Raw genomic sequence first — 22,593 nt, 5'->3', positions numbered from 1 at the left:
TGCGAGCGGGAAGAGAACAAGGCACGGCTTAGGTCGCGGATGCGCATCCTGTGCCTGAGTGTCGGCGGCGGTTCGTAGACTGGATTGCATGGCGGCACAGCGAATCCACCTCGTCCGCCACGGCGAGGTCGAAAACCCCAATGGGCTCCTCTACGGGCGGCTCCCAGGCTTCGGGCTCTCGGAGCTCGGCGCCCGCATGGCGCGCGTGACCGCAGAAGACCTGCACGCCCGTGCCGTACCGGCGACCCGACTCGTCGTTTCTCCGCTGCAGAGGACCCGCGAGTCTGCGGCGCCCATCGCCGAGCTGTTCGGGCTCGAACCGGTCATCGACGAGCGGGTCATCGAACCCACGAACGCGTTCGAGGGCAGGCGCATGACGGGCAAGTACGGCGCGCTGCGTCGCCCAGGATCGTGGCCGAAGCTCGTCAACCCGCTGCGTCCCAGCTGGGGGGAGGCGTACAAGTCCATCGTCGCCCGCATGCGCGAGGCGGTGCTCGACGGCGCAGAGCTCGCTGACGGCGGCGATGTTATCGTGGTCTCTCACCAGCTGCCGATCTGGATGGTGCACCGAGCGCTCTCGAAAGAGCCGCTCCCGCACAACCCGAAGCACCGGCGGTGCTCGCTCTCGAGCATCACGACGCTGGAGTACCACCCCGCAACCGGCTTCGTGGAAGCCGACTACCGCGAACCGGCGGCGCAGGAACTTAGCGCCGCCACCGATGAGGGAGCCGTGTGACCATCCGCTCAGAGAGCGTGAAGATGTCGCGCTCTGCCCGACCCCTTCGCGTCGCGTTCGCCTCGTTGGGTGTTGCGGCGATGCTCCTGCTGGCCGCGTGCGCCCCGAGCGAAGACCTCGCCGATCAGGCACGCGACGCTGGAGCAGGCACCGTGGCGAGCGACGGCAGCTACGAGATCTTCCCAGCGGAAGAGCGCCAGGCGCCGATCGAATTCGGTGGCATCACCGAGTTCGGCGACGAGCTGTCGAGCGAGGACCTCGCAGGGTCGGTCACCGTTGTGAACTTCTGGTACGCGGCGTGCCCACCGTGCCGCCTCGAAGCGCCCGATCTGCAGGCGCTGTGGGAAGAGCACGAAGGCGACGGCGTCGAGTTCGTCGGCGTGAACATCTACGACCAGGCCGCGACGGCCAAGGCGTTCGCTGAGACGCAGGGCATCACCTACCCGTCGATCCTCGACGTCGACGACGCCAGCGTCCGCCTCGCCTTCGCGGACAACGTGCCACCTCAGGCCATTCCGTCGACGCTCGTGCTCGACGCCGAGGGCCGCGTGGCGTCGGTCATCCGGGGCCCCATCGACCCGTCGATCCTCGGCTCGATGATCACCGACACCCTCGCCGAGAGCAGCAAGTGACCACTGCCCTCTTCGCAGCATCCGCACTGACCGCCATCGCACCCGGCAACGCGATCGGCGAGACCATCGTGAGCGGGCAGCTGCTCCTCGCGATCCCCCTCGCCCTCCTCGCGGGCCTCATCTCCTTCGCGTCTCCGTGCGTGCTCCCGGTCGTCCCCGGGTACCTCGGGCTCGTCGGGGCTGTCGCTCAGGATGCGCCAGCCAAGACCACCTCGCGCACCCCGATCGGAGCAGTGGCCGCAGGGGGCACCGGAGGAGGCGCGGCTTCTGCTGCAGCAGCGGTGGGCGGTGGCTCGAGCACAGGCTCCTCCGCAGCGTCGACCGCGCCCGCGAAGCCCTCCCTCGTCACCCGCCTCACCACCGGTCGAGGCCGGGTCGCGTTCGGCGCGACCCTCTTCGTGCTCGGGTTCTCCGTCATCTACGTGCTCTCCGGCGCAGCGTTCGGGCAGATCGGCATTTGGCTGATCCAGTACCAGGGCGCAGTCATGCGGGTGCTCGGCGCGATCGTCATCCTCATGGGTGTCGTCTTCATCGGCCAGGTGTCGTTCATGCAGCGCACCGCGCGCCTGAAGTTCGCCCCATCCGGGTTGCTGGGTGCACCGCTGCTCGGCGTGGTCTTCGGCATCGGGTGGACCCCGTGCCTCGGCCCGACGCTCGCCGCGATCATGGCCCTCGGGGCGCAGACGGCCTCCCCGTCCAGGGGCGCCCTGCTCGCGTTCTTCTACTGCGTCGGGCTCGGCCTGCCGTTCATCCTCATCGCACTCGGGCTCGGCCGCGTGACCACGGGAGTCAACTGGCTCCGCAAGCACATCCGAACCATCAACCTGATTGGCGGAGGCCTCCTCATCGTCCTTGGATTCCTGATGCTCATCGGCGTCTGGCAGCAGATCATGTTCGCGTTCGCCGCGATGCTCCCCGGTTATGTCGCGCCCCTCTGATCATTTCGACGCGGGCAAGGACGGCTTCGAAGCCCGCGATCGGCAGCCGAAGAAGACCGCATCCGGAGCCGCGGGCGCGACGACGTCCAACAGGCCGGGCGGCGTCAAGAAGTCCGGCCGTGCGTCCGCCCTCGTCGCTTGGCTGCGCACCGCCTGGCGTCAGCTCACGAGCATGCGCACCGCGCTCCTGCTGCTTCTGCTCCTCGCGATCGCGGCCGTGCCTGGCTCGCTCGTGCCGCAGCGCTCGAGCGACCCGAACGGCGTCATCGTCTACCAGGACACGTACCCCGAGATCGCTCCGTTCCTCGACGACATCGGCATGTTCGACGTCTACAGCTCGCCGTGGTTCACCGCCATCTACCTGCTGCTGTTCGTCTCGCTCATCGGCTGCATCATCCCGCGCATCAAGCACCACTGGGACGCGCTGCGCTCGAAGCCCCCGAAGACCCCGGCGCGCCTCTCGCGGCTCGACGCCTACTCGACGCAGGTGCTCGACGCCTCTCTCGACCCGAAGCGCGGTGGCGTCATCGACGAAGCCGCCAAGGTGCTGCGCGACAAGAGGTACCGCACGGTCATCTTCGACGACGGCAGGCGCGGGGTCTCGGTCTCCGCGGAGCGCGGGTACATGCGCGAGACCGGCAACCTGGTGTTCCACTCCGCCATGGTCGGCATCATCGTCGCGGTCGGCATCGGCGGCGGCTACACCTGGTCAGGGCAGCGGGTGCTCGTCGAAGGCCAGACCTTCGTGAACGGGCTCGTCAGCTACTCGTCGTTCAACCCTGGCCGCTTCTTCACCCCGGACGCGCTCGCGCCGTTCTCCATGCGCCTCGACTCCTTCGACATCACGTACGAGGAAGAGAACCAGAACGCCATCGGGCAGGCCACCGACTACGCGGCGAACGTGACCGTCAACACACCGGGCGGCGAAGCCAGAAGCGAGACCGTCCGCGTCAACGACCCCCTTCGCTTCGCGGGCACCGACAGCTACCTCCTCGGCAACGGGTACGCCCCGGAGATCACCGTGCGAGACCCAGACGGCAACGCCGTGTTCTCAGACTTCGTGCCGTTCCTTCCGCAGGACTCCTTCCTCACCTCCATGGGCGTCGTGAAGGTGCCGGATGGACTCGACGAGCAGATCGGCATGCTCGGCTTCTTCTACCCGTCGGCGGTGGAGCTCGAGTCGGGTGCCCTCACCTCCAACCACCCCGATCTTCGCGACCCGATGCTGACGCTCAACGTCTACTCGGGCGACCTCGGCCTCGACGAGGGGGTGCCGAGGTCCGTCTACACGCTCGACACCGACACGCTCACACCGATCGCCGCACGTGATCTCGACGTCAAGCCCATCGAGCTGCGCCCCGGGGAGACGGCCGAGCTCCCGAACGGTCTCGGCACCATCGAACTCGGCGAGGTTCCCCGCTACGCCTCGTTCGACGTGCACGACGACCCGACGCAGATCCCGGTCCTCATCTTCGCGGTGCTCATCATCGGCGGGCTCTTCACGTCACTGCTCGTGCCACGGCGCCGCCTGTGGGTGAAGGCCACCACGCGCGCCGACGGCACCGTGCTCGTCGAGTACGCGGGCCTCGCCCGCGGCGACGACCCGCAGCTGGCAGCGGCCGTCAACGATCTCCTCGACCTGCACACGAGAAAAATCGTAGGCTTAGCCGAACCCGCGTCGCCGGCCCGCGACTCTTCGGGCTCTCAACGAACCGAGCCCACCCAAAGCTCAGAACCCGGCGCCGGCAACCAAGGCGCGGCGCTCGCCTCTTCTCCCACTCAGGAAGCTCCATGATCGAAACGCTGTCCAGCTGGTCGAACCTGCTCCTCTACATCGCCATGGCGGTCTACGCGGTCGCGTTCATCGCGTTCTCCCTCGATCTGGCGGGACGCAGCGCGCGGGCCGCCGAACGCACCGAGCGGCAGTCCGCCGTCGGAGCGACCGCCGCGCGTCGCAACGCACTCGTCGGCGCGGCCGCCGGTTCGGCGGGCGCGAGCACGTACGACACAGCAGCGCGCGAGCGAGAGATGGCGGAACCGGCCAGCTACACGACGGAGGATCCCTCGAGCTCCGTTTCGCTCGCATCCACTCGCACCGAATCGGGTGATGCCTGGCGCGACACGAGGGCGACCCCGTCGCTTCGGATCGCCATGTGGCTCACGGTCGCGGCCTTCCTCGTGCACCTCGCGGCCACGGTCCTTCGCGGCATCGCCGCCGACCGTGTGCCCTGGTCGAACATGTTCGAGTACTCGATGACCTCGACGCTGCTCATCGTGCTCGTCTTCCTGCTCGCCCGCTTCTGGGCGGACGTGCGCTTCCTCGGCACCTTCATCACTGGCTTCACCGTCATCACGCTCGGCATCGCCACGCTCGGCTTCTACGTCGACGTCGTGCCGCTCGCACCCGCGCTCCAGTCGGTGTGGCTCGTCATCCACGTGTTCGTCGCCTCCCTCGCGACCGGGTGCCTCGCCATCGGTGCCGGCCTGAGCGTCGCGCAGCTCCTGCAGACGCGTCGCGTCGCCCGCGTGCGCGCCGGTCTCCCGTCGCGGCTCAAGCTCCTCTCGGCGCTGCCGGATGCGGTGCGCCTCGAGAACCTCGCCTACCGCATCAACATCGTCGGCTTCATCCTCTGGACCTTCACCCTCATGGCTGGTGCGGTCTGGGCGGAACGCGCCTGGGGTCGCTACTGGGGCTGGGACACCAAGGAGGTGTGGACCTTCATCATCTGGGTGGTCTACGCCGGCTACATCCACGCCCGAGCGACGCGCGGCTGGCGAGGGTCACCCTCGGCGTGGCTGGCCATCGCCGGGTTCGCCACGGTCATGTTCAACTTCGGTGTCGTCAACGTCTTCTTCAAGGGGCTGCACGCCTACTCGGGCCTGTAGGCCCGCGAGCCCTCAGGCCGACCTCCGGCCGAGGTCAGGCCGAAGCGGCGAGCAGCGCGTGGCAGCGACTGATGCGGGCGCGCCACCAGTCCTGACGCGGGGCCGGGGACGCGAGGCGGTCGAGCGCGGCTTCGTCGATCGTCACCGGGGCAAGCGGGATGCGCCCGGCGCGTGGGCGGAGTGGTTCCGCCACGACGTCGTCCGCAAGGAGCGACGCCGTGCCGAGACCGGCATCGTGCCTCGGCTCGGGGAGGGCCGCGACGAGCTGTGCGCCCATCGCGATGCCGACGGACGAGTCGAGGGCACTCGATACCGTGGCCGGGAGCCCCGTCGCGCGTACGATCTCGGCGGCGCGGCGAACACCTCCCAGGGGCTGCATCTTCACGACGATGACGTCCGCCGCACCGAGACGCGCGACCTCGAGCGGGTCCTCGGCCTTGCGGATGGACTCGTCGGCGGCGATCGGCACGGCGATTCCCTCGCCAGCGAGGCGCCCCCGAAGCTCCACGAGCTCCAGGGCGGTCGAGCAGGGCTGCTCCGCGTATTCGAGGTCGAAGCGCGAGAGCGAGCGGAGCGCTCGGACCGCCTCGTCGACCGACCAGCCGCCGTTCGCGTCGATGCGCAGCCGTGCGTCGGCGCCCAGTCGCTCGCGCACCCCTCGCACCCTGGCGACGTCGTCGGCGAGCACCTGCCCGCGCTCCGCGACTTTGATCTTCGCCGTGCGGCAGCCGTCGAAGCGCGCGAGCACGCTGTCGAGCTTCGACGTCTCGACGGCAGGCACGGTCGCGTTGACCCACACCTCCCCGTCAGAGCACCGAGGCAAGGAAGCGTCGAAGCCGAACTCGAGGGCCGCGCGCAGCCAGTTCGCGGCCTCCGCGTCTTCGTACTCGAGGAACGGCGAGAACTCGCTCCAGGCTTGGGTGCCACGGATGATCGCGGCCTCCCGCGCATCCACGCCCCGGAAACGCGTCACCAGGGGGAGCGTCACGATGTGCGTGCGAGCGAGGAGCTCGTCCAGGTCGGGCAGCTGCATGGGCCCATTCTCTCGCGCTTCTCGACGGCTGGCGCGGCGGTCACTGGTCCGAGCCGCAGCTGCTGGCTCGTGCCGCTGTCGCGCCGGACGGGGACAAGCGGCCGAGCTGGGTGCGATCCGTCCGGATCGCGCTAGGCTGAGGCATCGATCCGTCACACCGGACGTGAAACCCTTATGTCTACGAATCTCTCCAGCCCCGCACCTCGCTTCAGCCCTCCGCCGGCTGACGAGGACTTCGACGACGGCCTCCTCGGCCCGGCGCCGGTGGCACGACAGCCCGCGCGCTCTGTGTCGGTCGTCGGCAAGCCTGGATACGACAAGCCCCAGCACCGGCATGGCACGCTCGTCCAGCGCACCTGGTACGAGATCGCGTTCAACCCGCGCCGTTGGTCGGCAGGGCACTGGGCGCTGCTCGGTGTGCTCATCACTGTGCTGGCGGACGTGTTCGTGTTCTTCTACGCGTCGAACCTGTTCGGCATCGACCGCAAGTTCGAGATCGAGATGTGGCTGCTCACGGCGGGAATCGCCGGATTCCTGACGATCGCTCTGGCGCTCTGGGGCATCATCTTCAACAGCGCGAGGGGGGCTGCGATCTTCGCGCTCATCCTCGGCTTGCCGTTCGGTGCGCCGCCAGCGTGGCTGGTCGGCAACACGCTCGTCCAGCTCATCGCAAACGGCGGCACGCTGCCTGTTGCGCCGCCTCTCTGGTAGTTCCTGACGGAGCCGGGCCCTGTTCGGCCGACAGCCGTCTGGTCACGGCCGCGAGTCGGTTAGCGTTGGGGCATGACTGCCTTCGTCTCCGAACTCTTCGACGCCGAGCGCTGGCGCACCGTCCCGGGCTTCGAGGAGCTCACCGACCTCACGTATCACCTGGATGTCACGGGGCGCATCGCCCGTGTCGCCTTCAACCGGCCTGAGGTCCGCAACGCGTTCAGGCCGCAGACGGTCGACGAGCTGGCGCGGGCGCTCGATGACGCGCGCATGAACCCACGCGTCGGCGTGGTGCTGCTGACCGGCAACGGGCCGAGCCCGAAGGACGGCGGCTGGGCGTTCTGCTCGGGCGGCGACCAGCGCATCCGTGGTCGCGACGGGTACAAGTACGCCGACGGTGAGACGCGCGACACGATCGACGCGGCCCGTAACGGGCGCCTGCACATCCTCGAGGTGCAGCGCCTCATCCGCTTCATGCCGAAGGTTGTCATCGCGGTCGTCCCGGGGTGGGCGGCCGGCGGCGGGCACTCCCTGCATGTGGTGTGCGACCTGTCGATCGCGTCGCGCGAGCACGCGAAGTTCAAGCAGACGGATGCGGACGTCGGGTCGTTCGACGCCGGCTACGGCTCCGCGTACTTCGCGAAGCAGGTCGGGCAGAAGTTCGCGCGCGAGGTGTTCTTCCTCGCGGAGGAGTACTCGGCGGATCGGGCCATGGAGATGGGCACCGTGAACCGGGTGGTGCCGCACGCGGAGCTCGAGGTCGAGGCTGTGCGGATGGCGGAGACGATCCTGACGAAGTCGCCGACGGCGATCCGCATGCTGAAGTTCGCGTTCAACGCGGTCGATGACGGCCTCGTGGGCCAGCAGGTGTTCGCCGGCGAGGCGACTCGCCTCGCCTACGGAACCGATGAGGCCGTCGAGGGTCGCGACTCGTTCCTCGAGAAGCGCGAGCCTGACTGGTCGCCGTTCCCGTGGCAGTTCTAGCGCCCGCCGGCCGGCGCGGTTCGGCGGTGGGGTCCTCGCGATGACGGCCGCACCATCGGGCGGCGCAGGCTTGCGGCGGCTTGTTCGGGTGGATGCGCGCGACCCGGCCGCCGTCACCGCGGCGCTCGAGCGGGCCCTGGATGGCGGGGGTCCGGCCGTCCTGCCGACGGCAGGCCCGTCGCAGTCCTCACGCGACTCGGCAACTACGCCCAGGCTGGACGCCGACCGTCCCGATCACGATGTCCTCCAGCGCGTCCCGGGCGACGTGGTGCTCGTCATCGAGACGAGCGGCTCGACTGCCGAGCCGAAACGGGTCATGCTCGAGGAGAGCGCACTGCGCGCGTCCGCGGCGGCCACGTACGCCAGGTTCGATGAGCTCTTCGGTGCCCCCGGTCAGCCAGCCGATCCCACGCGACAGTGGCTGCTGACGCTGCCGGCCTCCTACGTCGCGGGCGCCCAGGTGCTCATGCGGTCGATCATCGCTGGAACCGAGCCTGTTGTGCTGGGCGATGAGCATTTCACCGCCGAGGGCTTCGCGCGCGCGGCGGGTGAGCTGACCGCCGAGCGGCGCTACGTGTCTCTCGTCCCGGCACAGCTCGTGCGGCTGCTCGACGCCGCCGAAGCCGAGCTGGGCGCTGGTCCGATCGCGGGCGCCGTCGCGCGCTTCGACGCGATCCTCGTCGGAGGGCAGGCGCTGCCACCAGCCCTCCGGTCGCGGGCGGAGGAGCTCGGCTGGAACCTCGCGACGAGCTACGGCTCGAGCGAGACGAGCGGCGGCAGCCTCTACAACGGGGAGCCGCTCGACGGGGTCAAGGTGCGCATCCGCGACGGCGAGGTGCAGCTGGCGGGCCCCGTGCTCTGCGCCGGCTACCTCGGTGACCCGCGCCGGACCGCTGAGGCGTTCGTCGAGGACGACGGGGTGCGCTGGTACCGCACGAGCGACGGCGGCCGCTTCGAGATCGACGAGGCCACGGGCCGCGAACGACTCGTGGTGACGGGTCGACTCGACAACGTCATCGTCTCCGGTGGCGAGAAGGTGCTGCTCGACCGGGTCGAGGGCATCGTGCGCCGCCTGCCCGGCCTGGAGGGGGCCGTTGTCGTCGCCGCGCCGTCCGAGCAGTGGGGGCAGGTGCCCGCGCTGGTGGTGGAGACGTCCGCGTGGGGGCCCGACACGTCCCAGCCCGGCGCCGTGGCGACGTTGCTGGATGCGCGTGAGCTCGCAGCCGACGAGCGTTGGCGCTCCATCCGCGAGGCGACGGCGGCCGCTGGCCGTGCGGCTCGTCCGGCGCTCCTTGTGGTCGCGCGCAGCATCCCGCTCCTGCCCAGTGGGAAGCCGGACCGTCGATCGCTGGAGGACCTGGTCGCGCGGCTCGCCCACGGAGGTGCCGACGAGGCCTGAGCCTGTCGCCGATGCCGGCCGTCGGCGGCTGCACCATGCGCTGCACCATGATGGTGCTGCACAGCGGCCGGACGTCGAACCTGAGGGGGTTCGATCAGCCCAGGTCGCGGCGAACGACGGCCCTGCGCTCTGCGGAGTCAGGCCTCGGGGGCGTGCTTGTGTGTGCGGTTGGCGGCGGCCGATCGTCGTCGGACGAAGATTGCCGTGCCGATTCCGGCTCCGAGCAGGACCAGCACGCCGACGATGACCAGTGGCGCGGTCGGCGCGGCCGGTGCCGGGGCCGTCGGCTGGGCGGTGGCGGTCGCACTGGCCGCGGGAGTCGGCGCGGTCGCCTCGGGCGTGCCGGGCTCGAAGATCGCCCGCAGCTCCGCCCCGACGGCCTCCGCGAGGTAGGCGACGCCGGCCTCGTTGGGATGGAGGGCGCCGAGCTTGAGGGATGCGCCGGGTGTGGTCGGCGTTCCCTCACCAGGTTCCAGTGTGATGCCGCTCATGTACGGATCCGTGGTCGTGCAGGCGGAGTGGGCGGCCGTCGCCTCGAGGGTGGAGATGAAGGTGGCGCCGATGGCCTCGGCCGCCGTCTGTATGGCCGCGTCGAGGCGCACTTCCGTCTCATGCAGGTATGCGGTGTCGACGTCGGTGAACGGGAAGGAGTTCTCCGGGTAGCCCGCCGAGGTGAAGGCTGGGGAGAAGCAGCCGCCGACCGGCGTGTTCGTGGGGTCCGGGGTGATGGCGGGGTACCCGACGACGACGATCTCGGCGTTGGGTGCCTTCTCGGTGATGAGGGCGAACGTCGACGCCAGAGCAGGGGCGACCAGCGAGTCGATGCGGTCCTTCAAGGTGTCGACTTCGACGCCTCCTCCGCTGACGACGTACTTCGAACGGCAGTTGGGCGTGGTCTGATCGGCGACGAGGGGCCCGAGGGAGCTCGCTGCGATGCACGAGGCGGCGATGTCCGAGAACTGCAGGTCGTTGCCGCCGATCGACAGGGTGACGATCTCGGTCGTGGCGGACAGGCTCGCCGACTGCACTGGTGCGCTCGCGCCTGCCCCGGTGACCTGCTCGACATCGCGGATGTCGGCGGTGACGGCGCCGCTGCACGTGCGGTCGTCGAGGGTCAGGCCGAGCGAGTCGGCGATGCGGTGCGGGTAGTTCGCGACTGCCTGGAAGCAGCCGGCGGCGGGCTCCTCGCTGAACGGCACGAGCCCGAAGCCGGCCGAGTACGAGTCGCCCAAGGCGATGTACTCACGTCCCTGCGTGCCTCCGTTCACCGTCGGATCGCCGAGGGGCGCCGCGAGGGCCCCGGGAGCCACGAGGAGGGCGATAGCTGCGGTCGCGAGGCAGACGGCCGCCGCGCGAACGCGTGATCGGGAAGTCATGGATCTCCTGTGGAGCGGACGTCGTGCGGGGGATGGGAGGTGATGGTCTCATAGTGCCACCGTGACGCTGGCCGGGAACGGGATGGCGAGCTCGCTTCTCGGGGCCGCGAACCGTCGTCGCAGGGATGCGGGCCGCGCGCCGCCCTCTAGAATCGCTCCGTGGCGCAGAAACAGAAGCAGAGACAGCGGAAGCAGCAAGCGAACCCGACGCAGCGGCCCCGGCCGAAAGCCGGCGAGGTGCGCAAGCTGGATGCGCGCGCCTGGATCTCCGGTGCCCGGCTGCGCACGCTCCCGCTCGCCATCGCACCGGTGCTGCTCGGCACGGCTGGCGCGATCGTCGATGGGCCGCTCGGCGAGTACCACCGGGTGCGCGCGCTCGCGTGTCTCGCGGTCGCCCTCTGCCTGCAGATCGGCGTGAACTACGCGAACGACTACTCCGACGGCATCCGCGGTACCGACGCCTATCGCGTCGGCCCCGCCCGTCTGACCGGTTCGGGCCTCGTCGACCCGAAGCGCGTGCGACTCGTCGCGTTCATCTTCTTCGGCCTCGGCGCCCTCGCAGGTCTCTTCCTGGTCGTCACTTCCGGACAGTGGTGGCTGCTGGCCGTCGGCGCGGCCGCGATCCTGGCGGCCTGGTTCTATACGGGTGGCAAGCGTCCGTACGGATACGCGGGGCTCGGCGAGGTGTTCGTCTTCGTGTTCTTCGGCCTCGTCGCGACCGCCGGCACGACGTTCGTGCAGATCGGCAGCGTCTCCACGAACGTGTGGATCATGGCCACCGCGATCGGCCTCTTCGCCTGCGCCGTGCTCATGGTCAACAACATCCGTGACATCGAGCAGGACCGCCTCGCCGGCAAGCGAACGCTCGCCGTGCTCGTCGGCCCCGTCGTCTCGCGCTGGCTCTTCGGCGTCTTCACGCTGGCGCCGTTCGTGCTGGCCATCCTCTTCGCCATCGCGTACCGCAACGCGATCTTCACATTCTTCGCGCTGCTGCTCGCCGCTCCCGCAGTCCTCATCGCATCGACTGCCCGCAAGCCCAAAGAGCTGATCCTCGCGCTCATGCTGACGAGCTTCGCGACGCTCGCCTACGCGCTGCTGCTCGGCTTCGGCATCGTCTTCAGCGGGTACGTGCGCTAGCTGCTCGGTGAGCGCTGCGGCGAAGAGTCGGGCGTCGGCTCTTCACCGGGGTCGGCCTCGGCAGGCTCGGTCTCGGACGTGGCCTTGACGGGTTCGGCCGCCTCGGTCTCAGCGGTGGAGTCCAAGGCCGCGTCCTCGTCCTTGTCGTCGGCGGTGCGCGCATCCTTGCGCTCGGTGAGGCGCTGCAGGTCGTCGCCCATCTGCTGGCGTGTGCCGCGCAGGAAGATGACGGAGATGCACGCGCTGATGACGGCACCGATGAGGGCGCCGGCCAGCCAGTTCCACTGCCAGGCGGGCAGGGCCAGCATGACGACGGCGAATGGCACCGCGAACGCGAGCAGTCTGATGACGGAGTAGACGAGCCAGGCGCGCTTCGAGTTCATCCCGCAATTCTACGAGCGACCGGGTGAGCCCAGGTTCGCCCAGGGCACAGGCACCACCAGGTCGGGTGGAGGCAAGTCGCGTATCCTCGGGGGACCATGTCTCGCCTCCTCATTACTGCCGCAGTCATCGTCGTCGCGGTGACCATCTTCGCCGTGGTCGATTGCGCGATGACGGACGCAAAGCGCACTCGTGCGCTGCCGAAACCCGTCTGGGTCGTCGTCGTCTTGCTGGTCCCCGTGGTCGGCCCGCTCCTCTGGCTGTTCTTCGGCAAGGTCCGAGGCAACGCGACCGCCGTCAAGCCCGTGCAGACGACACCGGACGACGACGAGACGTTCCTGAAGTCCATCGGCATCGAGTCCGACAGCGAGGAGCGCATCCGGAAGCTGGAGGAAGAGCTCAAGGCCCTTGACGACGTGGAGTTCCCGGCCGCCGCGCCGAAGGGCCCCGTGACCGAAGGTGGCGCTGCGACGGCGCTGGAGGATGCGGCAGACGAGCCCGTGAAGGGTGAGCGGGCCTCGAAGGCTGATAAGACCGAGAGGCCCGCCAAGCCGGAGCTCGGGGGCAAGAAGCCGCGCAAGGGTGACGCTGGCGACGCTGGCCATGATGGAGAACCCATCGAGCACAAGGACGACTGGACTCAGGGTGACGGGTCGTCCCGTGCCTGATCGGCACGTCGAACCCGAACCTCCCCACTCGCAGCACCCCGCAGGGGGCGACGCGTCGGCTGCCTCGACGCCGGTGCCCGCTTCGCTGCCGCGTACCGGAAACCCGGCGACGGACTTCAGTCTCGACTTCCTGGCCCAGCTCGTCCAGCGCGGGGTCACCGATCTCGTCGTCTGCCCTGGGTCTCGCTCGCAGGCGCTGTCGCTGGTCGCGGCCGAGCTGGAGCGCGTCGGCGCGGTTCGGCTGCACGTCCGCATCGATGAGCGCTCCGCCGGCTTCTTCGCGCTTGGCCTCGCCGCCGAGACCGGGCGAGCGGTCCCCGTCATCACGACGTCCGGGACAGCGGTCGCCAACCTCCTCCCGGCCATGCTCGAGGCGTTCCATGCCACCGTGCCGCTGGTCGCCGTCACTGCGGACCGCCCGGAGGAGCTCCTCGGAATCGGCGCGAACCAGGCCACGACGCAGCCGGGCATCTTCGGCCCCAACGTCCCGCACGATGCCGTGCAAGCGCCGGTCGGGGCCGCCGATGAGGTATCGCTCGCCGAGCGCCTCGCGATGCGGGCAGCCGCGACGCGCGGGCCGCTGCACCTGAACCTCGCCTTCCGCGACCCGCTGAGCGTCGCCGTTCCTGAACTGGACGCGTGGGCCGCTGGGGCGGCAACCCTCGCCCCCGCCGACCGAGTCGCGGCGGACCAGGGTCGGGCTGCACCAGGGCAGGACGAGCCACCCGCATCCGGAGCCGAGACGCTCGACATCGAGGCGGCCGAATGGCCCCGCACGCTCGTCATCGCAGGCGCCGCTGCCGGCCCTGAAGCGGAGAAGGTGGCGCACGACGGTAGCTGGCCCCTCATCGCCGAGGCCACGAGCGGTTCTCGCTACGGCCGCAACCTCGTGCTCGCCTACCGTCAGCTCCTTGGCCCGACCTCCCCGCGCCCAGACCTCCGCGACGCCATCGAGCGGGTCCTGGTCTTCGGCCATCCGACGCTCAGTCGCGAGATTCCCCAGCTCATCGCACACGATGACGTCCACGCGGTGGTCGTCGGGCCGACCGGCGGCGAGCCGTACAACCCGGGGCACGCGGTCGCGGCGCACGTCGACGCCGTGCGCGTGCATCCGGTGCCGACCGCCGACGCGCATGCCAGAACCGAATCTCGCGCGTGGCTCCGCGAGTGGGTGCTCGCGAGTCGAGAGCTGATGGAGGCGGATGCCGAGCAGACTCCCGCACCCGACATCGAGGCGTCTCGTTCCAGTGACACCGCGGTGCGGGGCCGCTTCGCGAAGCAGGAACTGGCGGTCGCTCGCACCAAGGTCGACCGGCGGATGCTCGCGGAGGCGGTGTGGAGCGCGACGTGGCCGCACGACCGCCTGGTGCTCGGAGCGTCGACGCTCATCCGCTCGCTCGACGCCCAGGTGGCGGGCAAGCCCATCCGGGTCCACGCCAACCGCGGTCTCGCGGGCATCGACGGCACGATCGCGACGACGCTCGGAGTCGCCGTCGGCAGCCAGCTCGGCGGTCCGGTGTCAGCTCAGGGCGGCGTGACGCGGGCGCTGATCGGCGACCTCACGCTGCTGCACGATGCGTCCTCCTTGCTGATCGGGCAGGGGGGCGAGTGGGCCCCACGCGTGCAGCTCATCGTCGGCAACGACGGCGGGGGCACCATCTTCGACGACCTCGAGGTGGCCCGGACCGCAGCCGCGGAGGCGCACACGCGGGTGCTCTACACGCCCACCAGGGTCGACCTCGAGGCGCTGGCGACCGCGTACGGCTGGAGCTACTGCCGAGCGGAGACGCGCGCGGACCTCCAGGGCGCGCTTGTCTCGCGCGAGCACGAGCGCATCCTGATCGAGGTTCCCCTGTCTCGAGGCTGAGGCCCGAAGCAGGCGCGCAGCAGGCCGCGCCACCGCGGTTCAGGCGGGCGGAAGATCGCCGTCCATCACGACGGATTGCGTCGCCGCATCCCACGCGAAGGTGGCGACCGCCTCGCCCGTCGGGGCAGCGTTCGGCTCGCCGGGCAGCGGGTAGCGGTAGGTGACGGTGATGAGGGTGTCGGAGAGCTGCCCGATCTCGGGCAGGAAGCCGTAGGCATCGGCCGTCGCCGTGCCGACGTACGCACCACTGTGGAAGAGCAGGATGTGGTGCGGGGTGGACGCGGTGCCGCCCTCGAGCGTGACGACCACGTACGAGAGGGGCGCGCACGCATCCCAGGTCTCGCGGTCGGGTTCGGCCGCGACCCACGGCAGGTCGGGGAAGTCCGGGTATGCCTCCACCTGAGGCAGTGCGGTCTCGAGGGCCGCGGCCTGTGTCGAGTCCGTGCAGGCGGTCTCCGGCGCGGGTGCTTCGCTCGGCTCGCTCTCGGAGGCGGGTGTCGTCGTCGCGGTCACGGTGACCGTGGCGGCTGGTGTCGTCTCAGCGGTCTGTGGCGTGGTGGTCGCCGCGCACCCGCTGATGCCGAGGGATGCGGCGGCGAGGAACGCGATGGCGGCGGGGATTTGTGCTGATCGTGGGATTCGCATGGTGGAGCCCTCCTCAGTCGACATTCCCGAAGGCTAATGAGCGAGGCTTGACGGATCCAGGGAGTGCTTATGTCAGGACATATGCTGATCTGGCATGTCCAGCGACGATTCCCGGAGGAACGATGGCCCCCTCATCCACGACCCCAGAGGCACCCGCGGCTGCGGACGGTGCCATGAACTTCCACACGAGGAAGTGGGTGCGCCCCGAAGACCTCAACGCCAACGGCACGCTCTTCGGCGGCAGCCTGCTGCGCTGGATCGACGAAGAGGCCGCGATCTACGCGATCATCCAGCTCGGCAACTACCGGTGCGTGACGAAGTACATCTCGGAGATCAACTTCGAGGCGTCGGCCGAGCAGGGTGACCTCATCGAGATGGGCCTCGTCGCGACCCACTTCGGGCGTACCTCCATGACGATGAGAGCCGTCGTGCGCAACATGATCACGCGCCGCACGATCCTCTCCATCGAGAAGATCGTCTTCGTGAGCCTCGGCGACGAGGGCACGCCCGAGCCGCACGGCTACTCGACCATCACCTACGCCCGCGACCGGATGCCGACGACGCACCCGAAGACCGGCACCATCGCGGTCCCGACGGCGGGCGAGGAGCGACGCTGATCACGCGCAGGAGGGCACCCGGTCTCCCGAGCGCCCTCCTCGTGCAGCTGAGCCGCGGCGCTACTGGTTGCCGACCTGCTTGTCGGCCGCGTCTCGGGCGCCCTTGATCTGATCGGTGAACTTGTCACCGGTGGCCTTCTGGGCCGCATCCGCGACGCCGTCGAGGATCTTGTCGCTCACGTCCTCCGCCTGCTCGCTCTTCAGCGCTTCGGTGACGCGCGGGTCCTTCAGGAACTCCTGCGCCTTGCCGGTGATGTCTTCGATGCCCATGTGGTTCTCCCTCGCTCGAGCGCCGCTCCCTCTCCGTCGTGGAAGCCGTCGCGGTGCCAAAGCCTAGTGCCAGGCGGTGGCGTTAGCCTGGTCTCATGCCTCACTTCACCACCGAAGACGCCGCAGTGCTGCGCGTTGCCCCCGACTTCGATCTGGGCTCGGTCGACCCCGACTCGACACCTGGTTTCACTGGCAAGAAGGCAGACGCGGCCGCCCTCTTCACCGAGCACGACGAGGAGATTGCCGAGCTGCAGGAGCGCATGTTCGCGAACGCGCGTGCCGGCCGGGCGGCCCCTTCCGTGCTGCTCCTGCTGCAGGGCATGGACACGTCCGGCAAAGGTGGAATCGTGCGTCACGTCATCGGCGGGGTCGACCCGCAGGGCGTGCAGATCGCGTCGTTCAAGGCGCCGACGCCTGAAGAGCGTGAGCAGGACTTCCTCGTCCGCATCCGCAAGCAGCTGCCCGCGGCAGGCAAGATCGGCGTGTTCGACCGATCGCACTACGAGGACGTCCTCATCCAGCGCGTGCGCTCATTCGCACCGCCGGAGGAGATCGAGCGGCGCTACGGGGCGATCGTCGATTTCGAGGACGAGCTCGCCCCATCCGGGACGAAGCTCATCAAGGTGATGCTGCACATCTCGAAGGACGAGCAGGGTGCTCGCCTCGCGGAACGGCTCGAGCGTCCGGATAAGCACTGGAAGTACAACCCCGGTGACGTCGATGAGCGCCTCCTCTGGGACCAGTACCAGGATGCCTACGAGATCGCGCTGCGACGCACGTCGACGGAGACATCCCCGTGGTACTGCGTTCCGGCGAACAGGAAGTGGTTCTCGCGGCTTGTCGTGAAGGGGCTGCTGCTGGATGCGCTGCGCGGCTTCGAGCTGCAGTGGCCTGCCGCGGACTTCGACGTCGAGACCGAGAAGCGGCGCCTGGCGGAGAGCGCCTGACACCCGCTCAGACGGCGGGGCTCGCTCAGTCGGCGAGCTCGGGCGGCCAGACGACGCTGAATCGTTCGAGGACGATCTCGTGCTCCAGAGTGAACTCCCGGCCGGCGGCGGCGCGCGTGCGCTCCCAGTAGCGGAGGTGCTCGCGACGCCAGCTGTCGAGGCTGCGGTCGTCTTCACCCTCGTCATAGGCGAAGGCGGCGTCGACGCTGTCGAACGTGCCGATGCGCAGCTCTGTGCTGCGGATCACGACGACTGGCGCGCCGCGGCCATCGCAGGCGATCCAGTGCGAACCGATGCGGGGGAGAGGCTCGCTCTCCTCGGCGAACTCCTCGACGAGTCCTGCGGTCGCGCGCTTCGGGCCGTGGGTCACGAGCGCGAGCAGCTCGTCGGCGAGCTCGACGCTGTCCCCGAAGTACTCGACCGTGTAGTCGGACGCCGACGCGGCGGCGCTCTGGTTGGCGGCGCGGTACTCGTCCCACATCACGGCGGCGGCCGCACGGTCGACGCTCGGGAGCTCGGTGCGTCCGAGCGCCTGGTTGCTGTTGCTGGCGTTGCTGGTCGCGTCCGTCACCGCGTCATCTCCCCGCCGCGAGGCCGCGACTCGTCCTCCGCCTCGCCGCGCAGCGCCTCCACGATGGGGCGGAACTTCAGCTGCGTCTCGCGGTACTCGTCCGATGCGTCCGAGGAGGCCACGATGCCGCCGCCCGCGTATGCCGTGATCGACCCGCTCGCGTCGATCTCCGCACCGCGGAGTGCGACTGCCCACTCGCCGTCGCCGCCAGCGCCGACCCAGCCGACGGGGCCGGCGTAGCGCTGCCGGTCGAACGGCTCCAGAGCCAGGATCGCGTCGAGGGCAGCCGGGGTGGGGGTGCCGCCGACCGCCGCCGTCGGGTGGAGGGCGTCCACGAGATCCAGCACCGTCACACCGGTCGGGAGGGTGCCGCGGATGTCGCTCGCCAGGTGCCAGAGGTTCGGCAGCTTGAGCGTGAAGGGGACGCGACTGCTCGTGAGACCTGTGCCGGGGTCGTCGTGCGTGTCGAGCGTCTCGAGGGACGCGAGCGCGCTCTCGACGGCGTAGCGGTGCTCGGCGAGGTTCTTCTCGCTGTGGCGGAGCCGCGCCTCTGCGCGTGCATCCGCTTCCTCGTCGGCACCGCGCGGTGCAGTGCCGGCGAGCACACGAGCCGAGACCTGACGCTCGAGGACCCGGACGAGCGTCTCGGGGCTGGTGCCGGTGAGGCCGTCGACGGCGTAGGTCCAGCACTCGGGATACGCGGACGCGAGGCGCGCGAGCAGGCGGCGGCGGTCGGCGCCAGCTGGGAGCCTGCCGTGCTGTTCGCGCGCCAGGACGACCTTCGAGAGGTGGCCCGTGTGGATGAGGTCCAGTGCCCGATCGATCGCGCGGCGGTGCTCGTCGGACGACATGAGGCCGTCCTCGAGGAGCGCCGTTGCGTCCGTCTCGCCGAACGGCTGAGCCTCGGGCAGGAGTGGCTTCGGGTCGGATCCGTCCGCGGTGATGGCGGTCACGAAGGAGACCGAGCCGCGGCGACCGACGATGAGCTCTGGCACCTCGAGCACGCTGCGCGCCCCGGACTCGGCCGCGAACGCGAACGCCCCGAAGGCGACGAGGCCGGAGCCGGTGGTGTTGGCGGTGTCGTCGATGTCGGCCGCCTCGACAACCTGCCGCCAGGCCTCGGCGGAGTCTGGGATGCGCGCCTCGCCGGTGAATTCGCCCCGCCAGGCACGTCCCGAAGCGACGATGCCGTCGCCCTGCCGAAGCCACACGAGGGGGGAGGTCGGGGAGGCGAAGCGGAGGAGATCGCCGGAATGCGGCACCTCGATGGTCCGCGCGCGCAAGCGGGGAGCGTTGACAGCTGGCACGACCGCAAGCCTAAACCCGGCGCGAAGGGCGGCCCCGGGAGTCCGCCTGAACGCGGCCAGGGCGAAGCCTGCGCCGCAACGTAGGATGATCCGGTGACCAAAGCCGACCTGAACAAGCGACCCGAGCAAGTGTCGTCGATGTTCGACCGTGTTTCCAAGAAATACGACGAGACGAACGACATCCTGAGCATGGGCAACGCGCCGCGCTGGCGTGTGCAGACCCGCCACGCGATCGCCCCGCAGCCGGGTGAGAAGATCCTCGATGTCGCCGCAGGCACCGGCACGGTCAGCAAGGTCCTCGCCGACGCTGGTGCCAAGGTCACCGCCCTCGACTTCTCCGCCGGCATGATCGAGGAGGGCAAGCGCATCCACGGTGCCAACCCACGCATCGAGTTCGTGCAGGGTGACGCGACCAAGCTCCCCTTCGACGACAACACGTTCGACGCGTCGACGGTGAGCTTCGGCCTGCGCAACGTGCAGGAGCCGAAAGTCGCACTGCGGGAGATGCTGCGTGTCACGAAGCCGGGCGGACGCCTCGTCATCGCCGAGTTCTCGACGCCGCCGCAGGCCATCATCCGCACGGGCTACCGCGCCTACATGCAGCTCGCGATGCCGAGCATCGTGAAGCTCGTGAGCAGCGACCCCGAGGCATACACGTACCTGAACGAATCGATCATCGCGTGGCCCGCGCAGCGTGAGCTGGCATCCTGGCTGCGGGAGGCGGGCTTCGAACGGGTCAAGTATCGCAACCTCTCGGCCGGTGTCGTCGCGCTGCACAAGGCATTCGTCCCGCTCGCCGAGACCGGCAGCGCCCCCAGCTAGGGGAGACGGAAGCCAGCAGGCACCGGCCCAGCGCCACCTGCACCCCAACCCAGTTCGTGCGGAGATCTCCTTCGGACGGAACACCTGAACCACCAGGAGACATGAGCGTGGAGCTCCCCAAGACCGAACAGCGCCGCAAGGCGCGAAGCACCGTGGTGCCGGGCGGAACCGACGACCTCTTCGACGGTCCGAAGTCCGACGTGCTGCGAGAGCGGCTCGACGCTGGATTGGCCGCGGTCGAGGCCCGCCTCCGCGCCGAGGTGCAGTACGCCGACGAGATCGCCGACGTCACCGCCCGCTACCTCCTCAACGCCGGCGGGAAGCGCCTGCGCCCCATGCTCACGGTGCTCTCGTCGCAGTTCGGCGAGACGCCGGGCTCCGACGATGTCATCACGGCAGCTGCCGCGGTCGAGCTCACGCACCTCGCGTCGCTCTACCACGACGACGTCATGGATGAGGCCGAGCTGCGTCGAGGCGTCGCCGCCGCGCACCTCCAGTGGGGCAACTCCATCGCGATCCTCGCCGGCGACCTGCTCTTCGCCCGTTCGAGCCTGCTCTTCTCCGAGCTGGGCCTTCGCGCCGTCCGGCTGCAGGCTTCGATCTTCGAGCGGCTCGTGCTCGGGCAGATGCGTGAGACGACCGGGCCGTCGGCCGGCACCGACCGCATCGACCACTACGTGGGTGTCCTCGCCGACAAGACGGGCTCCCTCATCTCCGCCGCCGCTCAGTTCGGCGCGATCGTGTCGAACGCACCAGAGACGGTCGTCGCGGCGCTTGCCGAATACGGCGAGCGAGTCGGCGTCGCCTTCCAGCTCGCCGATGATGTCATCGACCTGCAGCAGAACCCGGACACGACGGGCAAGCTCGCGGGCACCGACCTGCGCGCGGGTGTCGAGACCCTCCCTGTGCTGCTGCTGGAACGCCAGGCGGCGACCGACGAAGCGAGCCGCGACCTGCTGGAGCGCATCCGCACCCGCGTCGCCGGCGTCAACGAGCAACCGGAGGAGACTCGCGCGAGCGAAGAGGAGATCTCGAGCATCATCACCGAACTCCGCGAGCACCGCGTGACGCAGCTCACGATCGACGAAGCCCAGAACTGGGTGACGCTCGCCGTCGAAGCCCTGCGGCCGCTGAAAGCCGGCCCGGCGAAGAACGCGCTCGAGCGCTTCGCCGCGGAGGTCGTCAGCCGCGATCGCTGACCGAGGCGTCCCGAGACGGCTCACCCCTGACCCCTTCCGGAGGACGACACCTCGCGAGCCTCCACCTCGACCCGTCCTGGAGGACATGTGACCACGCTCCGCCTTGCCATCGTCGGCGCAGGACCAGCCGGCATCTACGCGGCCGACATCCTGCAGAAGATGGAGCGCCAGTTCGACCTGTCCATCGACCTGTTCGACAAGCTGCCAGCGCCGTACGGGCTCGTGCGGTACGGGGTCGCCCCTGACCACCCGCGCATCAAGGGCATCATCAACGCCCTGCGCGAGGTGCTCGAATCCGGTGTCATGCGGGTGTTCGGCGGAGTGGAGTTCGGCAAGGACATCACGCTCGAGGACCTCAAGCAGCACTACCACGCGGTGATCTTCTCGACGGGAGCCATCCGCGACGCCTCCCTCGACATCCCAGGCATCGAGGCGCAGGGCAGCTACGGGGCCGCGGACTTCGTGAACTGGTACGACGGGCACCCCGACGTGCCCCGGACGTGGCCGCTCGACGCTCGCGAGGTCGCCGTCATCGGCAACGGCAACGTGGCGCTCGATGTCGCGCGCATGCTCGCGAAGCACCCGAAGGACCTCATGTCCACCGAGGTGCCGCAGAACGTCGTCGAGGGCCTCGAGGCGAGCCCCGTCACCGACGTGCACGTCTTCGGGCGACGCGGGCCCGCGCAGGTGAAGTTCACACCACTCGAGCTGCGGGAGCTCGGCGAGGTGCCCGACGTGGACGTCATCGTGTACGAGGACGACTTCGACCGCGACCCGGCGGCCGCCGAGCTCGCGAAGACGAACAAGCAGCTCATGGTCATCGGGCGCATCATGGGCAAGTGGCGCGGAGAGCGGGAGCTCACCGCCTCGCGCCGCCTGCACCTGCACTTCTACTCGAAGCCGGATGCGGTGCTCACGGAGGACGGGCCAGACGGCGAGCGCGTCCGGGCGCTGCGGATCGAGCGCACGGAGCCGGACGCCGAGGGCGGCGTGCGCGGGACCGGCGAGTTCGTCGAGTACCCGGTGCAGGCCGTCTACCGGGCCATCGGCTACTTCGGCTCGCCGCTCCCCGGCGTGCCGTTCGACGAGCATCACGGCGTCATCCCGAACCGTGAGGGGCAGGTGTGGGACGACGACAACCAGCAGGTCAACGGCATGTACGCGACGGGGTGGATCAAGCGCGGCCCCATCGGCCTGATCGGGCACACGAAGTCGGACGCACTTGAGACGGTGACGCACCTCGTCGCGGATCAGGGCAATTGGTGGACTCCCGCCGATGCGAGCGAGGCCTCAGTCGTCGAGCTGCTCGAATCGCGCGGGGTGCGCTTCACCGACCTCGCTGGGTGGCGTCGTCTCGATGCGCACGAGCTTGCCCTCGGCGAGGCGAATGGCCGTGAGCGGATCAAGGTTGTGGATCGAGACGAGATGACGAGGATTTCCCGGGGCGAATAGGGGTTTTGGTCGCCG

The 22,593-nt window shown here is 69.5% G+C and carries 23 protein-coding genes; 16 read left to right on the top strand and 7 right to left on the bottom strand.

Translation table 11 applies throughout. The features are described from left to right. Positions 1-88: 88 nt before the first annotated feature. The 5 genes from ACQFZP_RS09725 to ccsB are packed head-to-tail and all read left to right on the top strand — an operon-like array spanning position 89 to position 5,192. Complete coding sequence (locus ACQFZP_RS09725) at positions 89-736, top strand: histidine phosphatase family protein (protein ID WP_104310883.1); 648 nt, start codon at positions 89-91, stop codon at positions 734-736. Next, complete coding sequence (locus ACQFZP_RS09720; RefSeq protein ID WP_307852808.1) at positions 733-1,368, top strand: TlpA family protein disulfide reductase; 636 nt, start codon at positions 733-735, stop codon at positions 1,366-1,368. The genes ACQFZP_RS09725 and ACQFZP_RS09720 overlap by 4 nt, the downstream gene beginning before the upstream one ends. Positions 1,369-1,421: 53 nt before the next feature. Beyond that, a complete protein-coding gene (locus ACQFZP_RS09715) occupies positions 1,422-2,306 on the top strand; it encodes a cytochrome c biogenesis CcdA family protein (protein WP_374100765.1) in 885 nt (294 codons plus the stop codon). Continuing rightward, on the top strand, positions 2,290-4,101 hold the full coding sequence (resB, locus tag ACQFZP_RS09710) for a cytochrome c biogenesis protein ResB (protein ID WP_211891187.1): 1,812 nt from the start codon (positions 2,290-2,292) through the stop codon (positions 4,099-4,101). Before ACQFZP_RS09715 ends, resB begins: the two co-directional genes overlap by 17 nt. Next, positions 4,098-5,192, top strand: coding sequence for a c-type cytochrome biogenesis protein CcsB (ccsB, locus tag ACQFZP_RS09705; protein WP_104310885.1), 1,095 nt, complete (start codon positions 4,098-4,100; stop codon positions 5,190-5,192). The genes resB and ccsB overlap by 4 nt, the downstream gene beginning before the upstream one ends. Positions 5,193-5,226: 34 nt before the next feature. Here the strand turns inward: ccsB and ACQFZP_RS09700 are convergent, their stop codons facing one another. Beyond that, positions 5,227-6,225 carry an o-succinylbenzoate synthase gene (locus tag ACQFZP_RS09700; protein WP_211891186.1) on the bottom strand — a complete coding sequence of 333 codons (999 nt, stop codon included), beginning with the start codon at positions 6,223-6,225 and terminating at the stop codon, positions 5,227-5,229. 174 nt (positions 6,226-6,399) lie between these two features. Between ACQFZP_RS09700 and ACQFZP_RS09695 the strand changes: the two genes are divergently transcribed. The 3 genes from ACQFZP_RS09695 to ACQFZP_RS09685 all read left to right on the top strand — a co-directional run bounded on the left by ACQFZP_RS09695 (position 6,400) and on the right by ACQFZP_RS09685 (position 9,319). Then, the gene (locus tag ACQFZP_RS09695; protein WP_104310887.1) at positions 6,400-6,936 is read left to right on the top strand and encodes a hypothetical protein; all 537 of its coding nucleotides are present in this window, start codon (positions 6,400-6,402) and stop codon (positions 6,934-6,936) included. A 72-nt stretch (positions 6,937-7,008) separates the two neighbouring features. After that, a complete protein-coding gene (locus ACQFZP_RS09690) occupies positions 7,009-7,920 on the top strand; it encodes a 1,4-dihydroxy-2-naphthoyl-CoA synthase (RefSeq protein WP_151423960.1) in 912 nt (303 codons plus the stop codon). A 40-nt stretch (positions 7,921-7,960) separates the two neighbouring features. Then, a complete protein-coding gene (locus ACQFZP_RS09685) occupies positions 7,961-9,319 on the top strand; it encodes an AMP-binding protein (RefSeq protein ID WP_211891185.1) in 1,359 nt (452 codons plus the stop codon). Between the two features lie 137 nt (positions 9,320-9,456). On the opposite strand, the gene ACQFZP_RS09680 is transcribed toward ACQFZP_RS09685, so the two are convergent. Then, positions 9,457-10,695 carry an SGNH/GDSL hydrolase family protein gene (locus ACQFZP_RS09680; protein ID WP_211891184.1) on the bottom strand — a complete coding sequence of 413 codons (1,239 nt, stop codon included), beginning with the start codon at positions 10,693-10,695 and terminating at the stop codon, positions 9,457-9,459. Between the two features lie 159 nt (positions 10,696-10,854). On the opposite strand from ACQFZP_RS09680, the gene ACQFZP_RS09675 reads away from it, so the two are divergent. Then, entirely contained in the window at positions 10,855-11,832 is a 978-nt protein-coding gene (locus ACQFZP_RS09675; RefSeq protein WP_307852807.1) for a 1,4-dihydroxy-2-naphthoate polyprenyltransferase, read from the top strand. On the opposite strand, the gene ACQFZP_RS09670 is transcribed toward ACQFZP_RS09675, so the two are convergent. Beyond that, entirely contained in the window at positions 11,829-12,215 is a 387-nt protein-coding gene (locus ACQFZP_RS09670; RefSeq protein ID WP_104310892.1) for a DUF4229 domain-containing protein, read from the bottom strand. The genes ACQFZP_RS09675 and ACQFZP_RS09670 overlap by 4 nt on opposite strands. 96 nt (positions 12,216-12,311) lie before the next feature. Between ACQFZP_RS09670 and ACQFZP_RS09665 the strand changes: the two genes are divergently transcribed. Continuing rightward, on the top strand, positions 12,312-12,881 hold the full coding sequence (locus ACQFZP_RS09665) for a PLDc N-terminal domain-containing protein (RefSeq protein WP_211891183.1): 570 nt from the start codon (positions 12,312-12,314) through the stop codon (positions 12,879-12,881). Next, a complete protein-coding gene (gene menD, locus ACQFZP_RS09660) occupies positions 12,874-14,748 on the top strand; it encodes a 2-succinyl-5-enolpyruvyl-6-hydroxy-3-cyclohexene-1-carboxylic-acid synthase (RefSeq protein ID WP_307852806.1) in 1,875 nt (624 codons plus the stop codon). The genes ACQFZP_RS09665 and menD overlap by 8 nt, the downstream gene beginning before the upstream one ends. 39 nt (positions 14,749-14,787) lie before the next feature. Here the strand turns inward: menD and ACQFZP_RS09655 are convergent, their stop codons facing one another. Beyond that, entirely contained in the window at positions 14,788-15,393 is a 606-nt protein-coding gene (locus ACQFZP_RS09655) for an LppP/LprE family lipoprotein (protein ID WP_211891182.1), read from the bottom strand. Positions 15,394-15,515: 122 nt separating this feature from the next. Here ACQFZP_RS09655 and ACQFZP_RS09650 point away from each other — a divergent pair, with 122 nt between their 5' ends. Beyond that, entirely contained in the window at positions 15,516-16,010 is a 495-nt protein-coding gene (locus ACQFZP_RS09650; RefSeq protein WP_374100757.1) for an acyl-CoA thioesterase, read from the top strand. Between the two features lie 60 nt (positions 16,011-16,070). Here ACQFZP_RS09650 and ACQFZP_RS09645 read toward each other — a convergent pair whose 3' ends face one another. Next, positions 16,071-16,280, bottom strand: a complete 210-nt coding sequence (locus ACQFZP_RS09645; protein ID WP_104254545.1) for an Rv0909 family putative TA system antitoxin — start codon at positions 16,278-16,280, stop codon at positions 16,071-16,073. Positions 16,281-16,375: 95 nt separating this feature from the next. Here ACQFZP_RS09645 and ACQFZP_RS09640 point away from each other — a divergent pair, with 95 nt between their 5' ends. Then, a complete protein-coding gene (locus ACQFZP_RS09640) occupies positions 16,376-17,227 on the top strand; it encodes a PPK2 family polyphosphate kinase (RefSeq protein WP_211891181.1) in 852 nt (283 codons plus the stop codon). Between the two features lie 25 nt (positions 17,228-17,252). Here ACQFZP_RS09640 and ACQFZP_RS09635 read toward each other — a convergent pair whose 3' ends face one another. Both ACQFZP_RS09635 and ACQFZP_RS09630 read right to left on the bottom strand, forming a co-directional pair. Continuing rightward, positions 17,253-17,708 carry an ASCH domain-containing protein gene (locus ACQFZP_RS09635; protein WP_211891518.1) on the bottom strand — a complete coding sequence of 152 codons (456 nt, stop codon included), beginning with the start codon at positions 17,706-17,708 and terminating at the stop codon, positions 17,253-17,255. Positions 17,709-17,794: 86 nt separating this feature from the next. Beyond that, entirely contained in the window at positions 17,795-19,105 is a 1,311-nt protein-coding gene (locus ACQFZP_RS09630) for an isochorismate synthase (protein WP_211891180.1), read from the bottom strand. Positions 19,106-19,198: 93 nt separating this feature from the next. Between ACQFZP_RS09630 and ACQFZP_RS09625 the strand changes: the two genes are divergently transcribed. From ACQFZP_RS09625 to ACQFZP_RS09615, 3 genes are all read left to right on the top strand, one after another. Beyond that, positions 19,199-19,927, top strand: coding sequence for a class I SAM-dependent methyltransferase (locus ACQFZP_RS09625; protein WP_104310978.1), 729 nt, complete (start codon positions 19,199-19,201; stop codon positions 19,925-19,927). 101 nt (positions 19,928-20,028) lie between these two features. Continuing rightward, entirely contained in the window at positions 20,029-21,126 is a 1,098-nt protein-coding gene (locus ACQFZP_RS09620) for a polyprenyl synthetase family protein (RefSeq protein WP_211891179.1), read from the top strand. A gap of 87 nt (positions 21,127-21,213) precedes the next feature. After that, positions 21,214-22,578 (top strand): FAD-dependent oxidoreductase, encoded by a 1,365-nt coding sequence (locus ACQFZP_RS09615; RefSeq protein ID WP_211891178.1) that lies wholly within the window; start codon positions 21,214-21,216, stop codon positions 22,576-22,578. The last annotated feature ends 15 nt before the right edge of the window (positions 22,579-22,593 follow it).

Source organism: Pseudoclavibacter sp. Marseille-Q434 (assembly GCF_050315415.1).
Taxonomy (GTDB): domain Bacteria; phylum Actinomycetota; class Actinomycetes; order Actinomycetales; family Microbacteriaceae; genus Pseudoclavibacter.
This window is presented reverse-complemented; position numbering and strand designations above follow the sequence as displayed.